This is a genomic window from Polaromonas sp. (assembly GCF_010365105.1).
Classification (GTDB): Bacteria; Pseudomonadota; Gammaproteobacteria; order Burkholderiales; family Burkholderiaceae_C; genus Polaromonas.
This window is the reverse complement of sequence record NZ_JAAFGZ010000044.1, coordinates 1-12,333: the sequence shown is the minus strand read 5'-3', so window position 1 is coordinate 12,333 and position 12,333 is coordinate 1. Positions and strand designations below refer to the sequence as shown.

12 protein-coding genes and 1 pseudogene are annotated in these 12,333 nt (G+C 64.6%); 9 read left to right on the top strand and 4 right to left on the bottom strand.

Features of this window, described 5'->3' with window-relative positions; genetic code table 11:
* Positions 1-57 precede the first annotated feature (57 nt).
* Both GZ092_RS19255 and GZ092_RS19250 read right to left on the bottom strand, forming a co-directional pair.
* The gene (locus GZ092_RS19255; protein WP_293638742.1) at positions 58-843 is read right to left on the bottom strand and encodes a sulfite exporter TauE/SafE family protein; all 786 of its coding nucleotides are present in this window, start codon (positions 841-843) and stop codon (positions 58-60) included.
* Entirely contained in the window at positions 840-1,559 is a 720-nt protein-coding gene (locus GZ092_RS19250; RefSeq protein ID WP_293638741.1) for a haloacid dehalogenase type II, read from the bottom strand. Before GZ092_RS19250 ends, GZ092_RS19255 begins: the two co-directional genes overlap by 4 nt.
* A 189-nt stretch (positions 1,560-1,748) precedes the next feature.
* Here GZ092_RS19250 and GZ092_RS19245 point away from each other — a divergent pair.
* The 3 genes and pseudogenes from GZ092_RS19245 to GZ092_RS19235 form a co-directional block, all read left to right on the top strand.
* A pseudogene (locus GZ092_RS19245) lies at positions 1,749-2,759 on the top strand (hydroxymethylglutaryl-CoA lyase); the annotation flags it as partial.
* A 105-nt stretch (positions 2,760-2,864) separates the two neighbouring features.
* On the top strand, positions 2,865-4,085 hold the full coding sequence (locus GZ092_RS19240; protein WP_293638760.1) for a CaiB/BaiF CoA-transferase family protein: 1,221 nt from the start codon (positions 2,865-2,867) through the stop codon (positions 4,083-4,085).
* Positions 4,086-4,140: 55 nt separating this feature from the next.
* Entirely contained in the window at positions 4,141-5,106 is a 966-nt protein-coding gene (locus tag GZ092_RS19235; protein ID WP_293638739.1) for a LysR family transcriptional regulator, read from the top strand.
* Positions 5,107-5,211: 105 nt separating this feature from the next.
* On the opposite strand, the gene GZ092_RS19230 is transcribed toward GZ092_RS19235, so the two are convergent.
* Positions 5,212-5,847 (bottom strand): LysE family transporter, encoded by a 636-nt coding sequence (locus GZ092_RS19230; RefSeq protein ID WP_293638737.1) that lies wholly within the window; start codon positions 5,845-5,847, stop codon positions 5,212-5,214.
* Between the two features lie 144 nt (positions 5,848-5,991).
* Between GZ092_RS19230 and GZ092_RS19225 the strand changes: the two genes are divergently transcribed.
* A complete protein-coding gene (locus GZ092_RS19225) occupies positions 5,992-6,885 on the top strand; it encodes an HTH-type transcriptional regulator ArgP (RefSeq protein WP_293638735.1) in 894 nt (297 codons plus the stop codon).
* A 325-nt stretch (positions 6,886-7,210) separates the two neighbouring features.
* On the opposite strand, the gene GZ092_RS19220 is transcribed toward GZ092_RS19225, so the two are convergent.
* Entirely contained in the window at positions 7,211-7,615 is a 405-nt protein-coding gene (locus tag GZ092_RS19220) for a PsiF family protein (protein WP_293638733.1), read from the bottom strand.
* Between the two features lie 142 nt (positions 7,616-7,757).
* On the opposite strand from GZ092_RS19220, the gene argS reads away from it, so the two are divergent.
* From argS to GZ092_RS19195, 5 genes are all read left to right on the top strand, one after another.
* The gene (gene argS, locus GZ092_RS19215) at positions 7,758-9,434 is read left to right on the top strand and encodes an arginine--tRNA ligase (protein WP_293638732.1); all 1,677 of its coding nucleotides are present in this window, start codon (positions 7,758-7,760) and stop codon (positions 9,432-9,434) included.
* 74 nt (positions 9,435-9,508) lie between these two features.
* On the top strand, positions 9,509-10,243 hold the full coding sequence (locus GZ092_RS19210; RefSeq protein WP_293638731.1) for an SPOR domain-containing protein: 735 nt from the start codon (positions 9,509-9,511) through the stop codon (positions 10,241-10,243).
* Between the two features lie 81 nt (positions 10,244-10,324).
* Positions 10,325-10,999 carry a thiol:disulfide interchange protein DsbA/DsbL gene (locus tag GZ092_RS19205; RefSeq protein WP_293638730.1) on the top strand — a complete coding sequence of 225 codons (675 nt, stop codon included), beginning with the start codon at positions 10,325-10,327 and terminating at the stop codon, positions 10,997-10,999.
* A gap of 163 nt (positions 11,000-11,162) precedes the next feature.
* Positions 11,163-11,804, top strand: coding sequence for a lipopolysaccharide transport periplasmic protein LptA (gene lptA / locus GZ092_RS19200; RefSeq protein ID WP_293638729.1), 642 nt, complete (start codon positions 11,163-11,165; stop codon positions 11,802-11,804).
* 4 nt (positions 11,805-11,808) lie between these two features.
* The coding region (locus tag GZ092_RS19195; protein ID WP_293638727.1) for an ATP-binding cassette domain-containing protein at positions 11,809-12,333 on the top strand (525 nt) is incomplete at its 3' end.

Below are 12,333 nucleotides of genomic sequence, written 5' to 3'. Positions count from 1 at the left end.
ATGGGTTGCGCTGAAAGCCGGGAATTGGTGATGGACGACCGGCATCCGGTCACCAGCTCAACCCAGCGTCTTGTAAAAATAATAAACCGTCAACGCGCTGCCAACCGCAATCACCATGCGGCGCAGCCACGGCCCCCGGATTTTGCGCGCCATGCGGGCACCCCAGTAACCGCCCAGTGTGGCGGTCAGCACCATCACCAGCGTGTGCGGCCAGCTGACGGCGCCGGCGATGATGAAGGTCATCACCGTGACGCTGTAGATCACCGCCGACAGGATGTTTTTCAGCGCGTTGATGTGCTGCACGTCTTCATGGCCGCCAATCGCCAGGCTGGCCATCATCAAAATACCCATGCCGGCGCCGAAGAAGCCGCCGTAGATCGACACCAGCAACTGCACAAACCAGCCGATGGGCGAGCCGGCGCCATGCTCGGCGCCGGTTTTTTCGGCGGGTGCCGGTCGTATTTTTTTCAAGGCTCTTGAGAGCTGCGGGCTGAAGGCAAACAGCAGTGTGGCAAAGCCCAGCAGCCACGGAATCAGCGCGGCAAAGCGCGCATCACCGGCCGACAGCAGCAGCAATCCGCCCGCCGCTCCGCCAAAAAACGAGGCAATGCCCATGGGCAGCAAATAACGCTTGTAGCGCGCCAGTTCTTGCCGGTAAGCCCAGGCGCCGCTCAGGCTGCCGGGCCACAGCGCGACCGAGTTGCTGGCGTTGGCGACCACCGGCGGCAGGCCCACGGCCAACATCGCCGGGAACGAAAAAAATGTTCCGCCACCAGCCATGGCGTTGACCGCGCCGGCGGCAAATCCGCCCGCGCCGATCAGCAAAATATCCAGCGGCGTCATGACGACTTGTCGCCAAAAGGCAGCGCCAGCACATCGCGCAGGCTGGCGCCGGTGTACACCGGCTGGGTGCCGAGTTCTTCAAATGGCAGCTGGTAGCGGTTGACCCACAGCGTCTGGTAGCCAAACCAGGTAGCCGCCAGCACGTCCCAGCTGTTGCAGCTGACAAAAGCCGTTTGCTGCACCGGCACGCCGGTCGCCTGCGGCCCCAGCGCATAGGCGTCGGGATGGGTCTTGTATTTGCGGATGCTGTCGGTGCTGATCACATGGTCGAGCACATCGTCCAGCCCGGCGGACTTGACCGCCACCGCGAGCATGGCCGGGTCACCGTTGGACAGGATGCCGGTGACGATGCCGCGGCTTTTCAGCGCCTGCAGCACTTCGCGGTTTTCAGGAAAGGCGGTCAGGCAGCGGTACTGGTTCATCAGCTGCTCCTCAGGGCCGCTGCGCAGGTCCAGCCCAAGCCGCTTGCAGGCATAGCGCAGCGCGGCGCGGGTCACGTCCCAGAAAGGCTGGTAGTGCGCGCCATGGTTGCTGGTGCTGACGAGGTGGGTGTATTCAATCTGTTTGTCGCGCCACATGATGCCGAGCGCCTGGCCGCGACCGGGGAACAGCTGCTCGGCGAGCAAGCCGACGCTGTACACGTCGAACAATGTGCCGTAGGCATCGAACAGAACGGCACGCAGAGGGTGACGGCTGGGAATGCGGTTTTTTTCCATAGGGCGACTTTATTTGATCCCTGCACAAAGATTAACAACCTGAAATGCGAGTGGTCTGTGACTTTAAACGATGGAATCAATATTTTGATTGCGCAGGGTCTTCGCCTTTGTGGCAAGTTGGCCGCCACAGGACAAACGCCAAAAAGCTACCTCGTTTCAAGCCTTTCAGGCTGCCAGCGCTTACCTGGTATGCACAAGCAGCTATGCAAAAAGGAGCAAGCCGTATTTCTGGCATTTCCGCTTACGATGCAAGTCCGCCCTGCTGACAGCGCCTTGCCTCTGCCGCCTCCGGCTCGGCAACCACATGGCGCTGCATTCTTTTTATTGCTGAAAAAACGCTGTTGTGCCCACCTTCCCCCTTCAAGAAAGACCATTCCCGCCATGCGCCCACCCGAGATATTGATCAGCGAAGTCGGCCCGCGCGACGGCCTGCAATCGGTCAAGGCCTGCATGCCAACCGCCGACAAGCTGCGCTGGATCGATACGCTGTATGCCGCCGGGGTGCGCGAGATCGAGGTAGCGTCTTTTGTGCCGGTCCGGCTGCTGCCGCAAATGGCAGACGCCGCCGACGTGGTGCGCCATGCCATCACCCTGCCCGGCTTGACGGTGATGGCGCTGGTGCCGAACCGCCGGGGTGCCGAGGCGGCGCTGGCGGCCGGCGCGCACAAGCTCACCGTGCCGGTGTCGGCCAGCGCCGCGCATTCGCTGGCCAACGTGCGCAAGACGCGTGAGGACATGGTCGAGGAAGTGCGCGCCATTGCCGCCCTGCGCCGCGACCTGGCACCGCACGTCGGGCTGGAAGTCGGCCTCTCGACCGCTTTTGGCTGCACGCTGCAGGGCGCCGTGGCCGAGGACGACGTGGTCTGGCTGGCCGCGCAATGCGTGGCCGCCGGGGCGGACGAGGTGGGCCTGTCGGACACTGTGGGCTACGCCAACCCGGCGCAGGTGCGCCGCCTGTTCCGGCGCCTGCGCGCCGAGATCGGCCGGCACGCGGGCGCGGCCCACCTGCACAACACGCGCGGCCTGGGGCTGGCCAACTGCCTGGCGGCGTATGACGAAGGCGTTCGCACCTTCGACGCCTCGCTGGGCGGTCTGGGCGGCTGCCCGTATGCGCCAGGCGCGTCAGGCAACGTCGTCACCGAAGACCTGGTGTTCATGTTTGAGGCGATGGGGCTGCACACCGGCATCGATCTGGACAAGCTGATCGCCGCGCGTGGGCCCTTGATGGCCGGGCTGCCGGGCGAGCCGCTGTATGGCATGACGCCTGAGGCGGGCTTGCCCAAGGGCTTTGTGCAGGGCGCGCGCATGCCGGCAACAGCCAGCGAGTCCATCAAAGCAAGTGACATCCCGGACACGCCGCTGCCCTACGCCGGCATCCGCGTCGTCGAATTCACCCACATGGTGATGGGGCCGACCTGCGGGTTGCTGCTGGGCGACCTGGGCGCGGAAGTGATCAAGGTCGAGCCGCCCGAAGGCGACAACACGCGCCGCCTGCTGGGCTCGGGCGCAGGATTTTTCCCGACCTTCAACCGCAACAAGAAAAGCATTGCGCTTGACCTGAAGACGCCCGAAGGCGTGGAAGCGGCATTGCGCCTGATTGCCACCGCCGACATCGTCAGCGAGAACTTCAAGCCCGGCACCATGAAAAAGCTCGGCCTGGACTACGGCACGCTCAAAGCGCGCCACCCGCGCCTGATCTACGTCAGCCACAAGGGCTTTCTGCCCGGCCCCTACGAACACCGCACTGCGCTTGACGAGGTGGTGCAGATGATGGGCGGACTGGCCTACATGACCGGCCGCAGCGGCGATCCGCTGCGCGCCGGCACCAGCGTGAACGACATCATGGGCGGGCTGTTTGGCGCGATTGGCGCGATGGCCGCACTGCGCCAGCGCGAACTGACCGGGTGCGGCATGGAAGTGCAGTCGGCGCTGTTCGAAAACAATGTGTTTCTGGTCGCCCAGCACATGATGCAGTTCGCTGCCACCGGCCAGGCCGCCGCGCCCATGCCCGGCCGCATTTCAGCCTGGGGTGTGTACGACGTGTTCACCGTCAAGGATGGCGAGCAGATCTTTCTGGCCGTGGTCAGCGACAGGCAATGGGCGGTGTTTTGCCAGGCTTTCGGGCTGCAAGCGTTGCTGGCCGACCCGAGACTGACCACCAACAACGACCGGGTGCGTGCCCGCGAATGGCTGATGCCCCTGCTGCGCGCGCACCTGGCCGGGCGCAGCGCGGCCGACCTGAGCGCGGTGTTTGAAGCCAATGCGCTGCCGTTTGCGCCCATCGTGCAGCCCGAGCAACTGTTTGACGACCCGCACCTGAACGCCACCGGCGGACTGGCGCCGGTGCGCATGAACGACGGCAGCCTGTCCAAAGTGCCGCTGATGCCCTTCACGCTGGGCGGCCGGCGCCCCGGCATCCGGCTGCAGCCGCCGCTGCTGGGCGAGCACAACCGCGAACTGCTGCAGGAACTGGGTTATGCCGACGACGCCATCGCGGCTTTCCAGTCGGCTGCGGCCAAACCTTGAGGCGTGCCAGGGTCAGGGGCCTGAAGGGCTGACCGCCGCCCCGCATAATTCCGCCATGGCCAAACTCAAGCAGCTCGAATCCTTTGTTTCCGTCGTCGCACGCGGCAGCCTGACCGCAGCGGCGCTGGCCGAGGGCGTGGCGCCGGCCATCATGGGCCGGCGTCTCGATGCGCTGGAAGAGCGGCTCGGCGTGAAGCTGCTGGTGCGCACCACCCGGCGCATCACGCTGACGCACGAGGGCAGCGCATTCCTGGAAGACTGCCAGCGCCTGCTGGCCGACCTGGCCAATGCCGAGGCCAGCGTGTCGGCCGGTGGCGTCAAGGCCAGCGGCCACCTGCGCATCACCGCGCCAGCGGGGTTTGGCCGGCGCCATGTGGCGCCGCTGGTGGCCCGGTTCCGCGAACAGCATGCCGACGTGACCATCACGCTGAACCTGAGCGACCGCGTGGTGGACGTGGCCGGCGAGGGCTTTGACTGCGCGGTGCGGGTTGGCGACATGCCCGACTCGTCACTGGTCAGCGTGCGGCTGGCCGACAACCGGCGGCTGTGCGTGGCCACGCCGCAGTACCTGAGCCGGCACGGCACGCCGCAGCATCCGGGCGACTTGGTGCGGTTTGACTGTCTGAGCCTGTCAAGCGACGCTTCGCAATCGCGCGGCTGGGCGTTTCGCGTGCCTCGCAGCGCCCAAGGACGGCACAGTGAAAGCGTGCCCACGGACGCGCAGCCTGACATTGACACCGAGATCATCCATCTCAAACCCGGCGGTCCGCTTGACTGTTCGGACGGCCAGGTGCTGCACGACTGGTGCCTGGCCGGCTATGGCATTGCCTGGCGCAGCACCTGGGAGGTCGAGTCCGAAATTGCCGCCGGCGGGCTGGTGGCGGTGCTGGAAGACTTTGCCGCGCCGCCCAACGGCATTTACGCCGTGTTTCCGCAGCGCAAGCACCTGGCGCTGCGGGTGCGGCTGTGGATCGACTTTTTGAAGCACCATTACAGCGAGCCGGAATTCTGGCGGCGGTAAGCCACCAAGCGGCTCCAAGCATCGAACTTATGCGTCAAACAAGGCTTTTGCGCATGACTGTCGTGCGCAAGCAGCTACTTTTTCGATAGCTATTTCCAGAAAATCCTACAAAAGCCCGGCCAGCAGCCACAGCGCCGTGCCCCACATCATCAGCGCCACCAGCCCGTCCAGCGCGCGCCAGATCCAAGGCGCTTTCAGCCGGCTGCCCAGGCTCCACATCGCCACGCCCAGGGCGACGAACCACAGCAGCGAGCCTGCCGCAGCGCCCAGGCCAAACACGGCGTTGTCAGGCCGGGCATAGGCCAGCGACGCGGTGCCCATCAGCACGGCGGTGTCGAGCCAGGCATGCGGATTGAGCCAGGACATGGCCAGCGCCAGCCCGACCGCCCGGCGGCGTGACATGGCGGTTTCGGGCTCGCTGGCAGCGGCTGACCCGGCCGGTGCGGCAGGCCGGACAAAGCGCTGCATGGCCTGCGCGCCGTAGAGGAACAGCAACACCGCGCCAGCGCCGGTGAACGCGCCCAGCAATTTTGCCGAGAGGCCGCCAAGTTGCGCCAGCCCGCCGACGCCCACGGCGATCAGCGTGACGTCGGTGACGATGCAAATCGCCACCGTCAGCCACAGGTGCTCACGCCGCAGCCCCATGCGCATCACATGCGCGTTTTGCGGGCCAATGGCCATGATGAGCGACAGGCTCAAAGCCAGGCCAGCGAAAAAAGCCGGGGCGGTGAAAAGGTTCATGAGGGGCACGCGTCAAGGTGAAGTGCAAAAAGATCAAGGCGTCGGCCTGGTGGCAGGCGCCTTGTCAGTGTCGTGGCGCTTGCCAATAAATTAAACAGAATTAAATAGAATTAGCTTTACTCAATAAAAACTAAAGCAGGTTTTATGCTCGATGCCAGGCAACTCGAAGCCCTCGCCGCTGTGATTGAAAGCGGCAGTTTTGGCGCAGCCGCCAAGTCGCTGAGCGTGACGCTTGCGGCGGTGTCGCTGCGCATCAAGTCGCTGGAGGCCTCACTGGGCCAGCGTCTGCTGGTGCGCGGCAAGCGGGTAGCCGCCACGCCGGCCGGCCAGGCACTGCTCGGGCATGTCAAGCAGTTGCGCCTGATGGAAGCCGACCTGATGGCCGGCCTGCCGGGCGCGGGCGCTGACACCGCCCGCTGGCAGAGCCTGAGCGTGGCGGTGAACGCCGACTCGCTGGCCAGCTGGTTCTTGCCGGGCGTGGCGCCAGCGCTGAAACAGCACCGCCTGCTGCTGGACGTGGTGGTCGATGACCAGGACCACACGCATGACGCTCTGAAAAGCGGCGACGTGACCGGCTGCGTCACCACGCTGGCGCAGGCCATGCGCGGCTGCGCGGCCGAGCCGCTGGGAATCATGCGCTACCGCTGCGTGGCCGCGCCTTCGCTACGGGCCGAATGGGGCAGCGCGCTGCCGCACCGCATGCTACGCAGCCCGGCGGTGATCTTCAACCGCAAGGATGCGCTGCAGGACGCCTGGCTGGCGCAACATTTCAATTTGCAGGGCGCGCTGTATCCGCGCCACTTCGTTCCAGCGGTCGATGCCTTCGAGCTGGCGCTTGAACTCGGCCTGGGCTGGGGCATGGTGCCCGACCTGCTGCTGCGGGCACGCGCCGGGCGGGCGCCGCTGGAGGAAGTCATGCCCGGGCGGCCGGTCGATGTGGTGCTGTACTGGCAGCACTGGACGCGTGAGCCGCTGGCCGCCGAGCGCCTGACGCAGGCCATCAAGCGGGCCGCGCGGGACTGCCTGCTTCAAGGCTGAGGCGGCGGCCTGGCGACCTCAGCGGCCATCTTTCGCGTAATTGCTCAACTCCCTCGAAGCTCTTCATTTCCTCTTTTGTCATTACGGACTGAGCCTGCCCGGACTCGATCCGGGGATCCGCAACCAATGGCCCAACCGGGGAGGAAGCATGGTTCCCGGGTCGAGCCCAGGATGACAGAGGGGCGGGATGACAAAGACTCCTGTCATTGCGCATTACCTGGAAAGCGACCTGAGCAGTTACCTTTTCACATCAAAAAACGGCTCTTGCGCTTTATAGTCATGCCTTTGCAGCTATGTTTTCAATAGCTGCAAGCAGGCAAGGCTGTTAGCTGCTCAAGCACGCCTTCATGAAAGCCTTGCGCTCGTCGCCCTTTTTGTCCTTGGCGTCGGCATTGCAGGTTTTCATCTTGTTCTGCTGTGCAGGCGCGGCTGCGGTCACTTCTTTTTTGGCGCTCAGGCATTCCTTCATGAAGGCCTTGCGCTCGTCGCCTTTCTTGCCGGTGGCGTCCTTGTTGCAGGTGGCCATCTTGCTTTGCTGGGCGGTCTTGGCCGGTGCGACAACGGCCGGAGACGCCGTGGAAACCGCTGGTGCCGGAGCCACTTTGGCCGGTGCCGGCGCGGCCGATGCGGCTTTTGCAGGGGCGGCTGGCGCGCTCTGGGCATGGGCTCCGGCAGACAGGCCCATCGTCAGGGCAAAGGCAATGGCGATCAAAGACAGCGGTTTGTTCATGGTGGCTCCAATAAAGGGAAATGGACATGATTTCCGACCGGAAATCATGTCCATAACGCAGCCAGGGCCGGATTCGATGACCGGGTTTGCGCCGGGCCGTGCGCCAATTCGGGCCGGATTGGCTTCACCGTAAAATCCGGCGATGCTTTCGATTAAAAAAGACCTGCTCTCCGACCTCGCATGCGCGCTGGAAACCCTGTCCCCCGGCGCCGGCGACAAAGCCGCCTTCGAGTCCCCCAAGGTCGCCGCGCATGGCGATTTCGCCTGCACCGCAGCCATGCAACTGGCCAAGCCGCTCAAACAAAACCCGCGCCAGATGGCCGAAGCCCTGCGCGCCAAGCTGCTGTCTTCGCCGCATTTCGAGCGCTGGGTAGAGGCGATTGAAATCGCCGGCCCCGGCTTCATCAACATCCGGCTCAAGCCCGCCGCCAAACAGCAAACCGTGCGCTCGGTATTGCAGGCCGGCAGTACGTACGGCACGCAGACGACCCGCCATGACCGCAAGATGATCGTCGAGTTCGTCTCGGCCAACCCGACCGGCCCGCTGCATGTCGGCCATGGCCGGCAGGCGGCGCTGGGCGACGCGATTTGCAACCTGTATGCCACACAGGGTGCCGATGTCTGGCGCGAGTTTTACTACAACGACGCCGGGGTGCAGATCCAGACCCTGGCGAACAGCACGCAGGCGCGCGCCAAAGGCATCAAGCCGGGCGATGCGCTCTGGCCCGAGTCGGCCTACAACGGCGACTACATCGACGACATCGCCAGCGACTTCCTGGCCAAAAAGACCGTCAGCGCCGATGACCGCGAATTCACCGCGTCGGGCGACGTGGACGATATCGACTCGATCCGCCAGTTCGCCGTCGCCTACCTGCGCCACGAGCAGGACCTGGACCTGCAGGCCTTTTCGGTCAAATTTGACAATTACTACCTCGAATCGAGCCTGTACAGCTCGGGCCGGGTCGAAAGCGCGGTGCAGCGGCTCAAGGACGCCGGCAAGACCTACGAGCAGGACGGTGCGCTCTGGCTCAAATCGACCGACTACGGTGACGACAAGGACCGGGTCATGAAGAAGACCGACGGTTCGTATACCTACTTCGTTCCCGACGTGGCCTACCACCTGGCCAAGTGGGAGCGCGGTTACACCCGGGCGGTCAACATCCAGGGCATGGACCACCACGGCACCATTGCCCGGGTGCGCGCCGGCCTGCAGGCGGCCAACGCCGGCATTCCGGCCGGCTACCCCGACTATGTGCTGCACACCATGGTGCGCGTCGTGCGCAACGGCGAGGAGGTGAAGATTTCCAAGCGCGCCGGCAGCTACGTCACGCTACGCGACCTGATCGAGTGGACCAGCGCCGACGCCGTTCGCTTCTTTTTGCTCAGCCGCAAGCCCGACACCGAATACATCTTCGACATCGACCTGGCCCTGGCCAAGAACAATGAAAACCCGGTGTATTACGTGCAGTACGCACACGCGCGCATCTGCTCTGTCCTTGCGGCCTGGGGCGGCGACGAAAGCCAGCTCGGGCATGTGGACCTGTCGCCGCTGGCCAGTCCGCAGGCGCAGGCGCTGATGCTGCTGCTCACAAAATACACCGACATGCTCAGCCATGCGGCCGCCGGTTTTGCGCCGCACGACGTGGCTTTTTACCTGCGCGAGCTGGCGGCCTGCTACCACAGCTACTACGACGCCGAGCGTATTCTGGTTGACGACGAAACCGTCAAACTGGCGCGCCTTGCGCTGGTCGCGGCCACTGCGCAGGTGTTGCACAATGGCCTCGCGGTGCTGGGCGTCAGTGCCCCGCGCAAGATGTAATCGGCTTGAAAACTTCTCCCTTTAAAAAGCATCCAAATCATATGCAAGTTACGGTCAAGTCGTGGGAATACGGTATGAAAAAGCAACGCGGTGGAACCCTGCTGGGTCTGGTGATCGGTGCGCTGGTCGGCCTGGGCATTGCGCTGACGGTGGCGGTGTATGTCACCAAGGTGCCGGTGCCCTTCATGAACAAGAGCCCGTCGCACACGCCGGACAGCGATGCCGCCGAAGCCCGCAAGAACAAGGACTGGAACCCGAACGCACCGCTGGCCGGGAAGAATCCCGCCCGTGCAGCGCCATCGGCCTCGGGCGAATTGAGCCCGCCAGCCGAGCCGCCCACCGCCAGCAACGTGCCGGACCCGGTGCTGGTGCCGGAAGAGCCCAGGAAACCAGAGCGCGTCGTGAAACCGCCGAAAACCGCCACGGCACCGGCTACACCATCGACACCACCCGCACCGGCGCCCGCCCCAACGGCCGCGGCCAAACCGGCTAAGCCGCTGTCCGCTGACCCGCTGGGCGACCTGGCCAAGGCTCGTTCCGAGAGCCCGGCGTTCAGTTCCGGTGCTTCCGACCCGTTCAACTACTTCATCCAGGCCGGTGCCTACCGCACCCCGGAAGACGCCGAACAGCAGCGCGCCCGGCTGCTGCTGCTTGGCATGCAGGCCAAGGTCACCGAGCGCGAACAGGCCGGCCGCACCGTGTACCGGGTGCGCGTCGGCCCATTCGACAAAAAAGACGATGCCGACCGCATCAAGGACCGGCTGGACAACAGCTCGATCGAAACAGCACTGGTGCGGGTGCAGCGTTAAGTCCTAAATCCGGCGCCGGCTGAACTTTTCGGGCCTGCCGTGTCCAACAGCTGTCGATATTGACATCAGGAGAAAAAATCAATGCAACGTCGCGCGTTTTCAATTTCAGCCGTCACGCTGGCTGCGGCCACGGGCGTTTCTGCCCTGCCCTCGCTGGCACAAGCCCAGGCCAGGGCTTTTCAAAGCGGCTCTGACTACCTCACGCTGGACAAGCCGGCCCCTACGGAAGCGCCCGCCGGAAAAGTCGAGCTGGTCGAATTCTTCTGGTACAACTGCCCGCACTGCAACGGCTTCGAGCCGATGTTCGATGCCTGGGCCAAAAAGCAGCCCAAGGACGTGTCTGTTCGCCGCGTGCCCATTGCCTTCCGGCCTGATTTCGAGCCGCAGCAACGCCTGTACTACGTGCTGGAAAGCCTGGGCAAGGTCGATGAGTTGCACAAAAAAGTGTTCATGGCCATCCACGTGGACAAGCAGCCGCTCAACACGGCCGACCAGATTGCGGCCTGGGCGGACAAGCAGGGTATTCCCAAGGCGAAGTTCATGGAGTTGTACAACTCGTTTTCCGTCAGTACCAAAGCGCGCAAGGCGACCCAACTGCAGGACGCCTATGCCCTTGACGGCGTTCCCGCACTGGGCATCAATGGCCGTTATTTCACCTCCGGCACGCAGGCCAAGACGCTGGAACGCTCGCTGCAGGTGGCTGATGCCCTGATCGCGCAGTCGCGCCTGGCACCGGCTGCTGCCGCCAAGCCCTGAAGTACCGCGCTGCCCGGCCTGACCGGGCGCTGCACACGGCCGGGGCACCGGTTCCTGTCGACCACTTTCTGGCGCCGTGCTGCGCGCCAGAAAGCGTTGCAAGTTTTTGTCGGTCCTTGCATGGCTACAATGGCAAAACCCGTAGCTGCAAGATTCGTGCCTTATGAAACGCTCCTTTTGTTCTTTCCTCCTGATGGCCTTCCTCGCCGCAGGCGTGGCGCTGCCCGCCGCCGCCGAGAAAGCCGACCGCGACAAGCCGATGAATGCCGAGGCCGATTCGCTGCGCTATGACGACCTCAAGCAGACCAGCGTCTTCACCGGCAATGTCGTCATCACCAAGGGAACGACCATCATCCGGGGCGCGCAGGTTGATGTCAGCCAGGACGCGGAAGGCTACCAGCTGGCCGTGGCCACGGCGGCGCCGGGCAAGCTGGCCTATTACCGCAAGAAGCGCGACGGCGTCGATGAATACATCGAAGGCGAAGGCGAACGCATCGAATACGACAGCCGCGCCGACCTGGTGAAGTTCATCAAACGGGCCGTGGTGCGCCGCTACAAGGGCGCGACGCTGAGCGACGAAACCACCGGCGGGCTGATCGTGTACGACAACAACACCGACGTGTTCACCGTCGATGCCGGTGCAAAAAATGCCACTGCGGCCAATCCCGGCGGACGGGTCCGGGCCATGCTGTCGCCGCGCGGCCCGGCGACTGGCGCTAAAGCAGCCCCGCCGGCCAGCGGACCGGCGCCCGTTTTACGCCCCAGCACCACGCTGGGCACCGGCACAGCCCCGAAAGCACCTTGACCCCATGAATGGAACGATTGAAACGGCGTCTCCGCAGGAGGACGCAGTGCGCCTTGACACGCCCAGCAGCCTGGTCGCGCAGGGGCTGCGAAAGTCCTACGGCAGCCGGCTGGTGGTGCAGGACGTGTCACTGTCGGTGCAAAAAGGCGAGGTCGTCGGCCTGCTCGGCCCGAATGGCGCGGGCAAGACCACGTCGTTCTACATGATCGTCGGCCTGGTGCGCGCCGATGCCGGCCAGATCAGCATCGACGGCCAGCCGGTCGAGCACATGCCAATTCACCTGCGTGCGCGCCTGGGCCTGAGCTATTTGCCGCAGGAAGCGTCGATTTTTCGCAAACTTACCGTTCAGGAAAACGTTCGCGCCGTGCTCGAACTGCAGCGAGATGCCGCCGGCAAGTCGCTGGGCCGAGCCGAGCTGGAGTCGCGGCTCGATGCGCTGCTCAACGACCTGCGCGTGAGCCACCTGCGCGACTCGCCGGCCTTGTCGCTGTCGGGTGGCGAGCGCCGCCGCGTCGAGATTGCCCGCGCG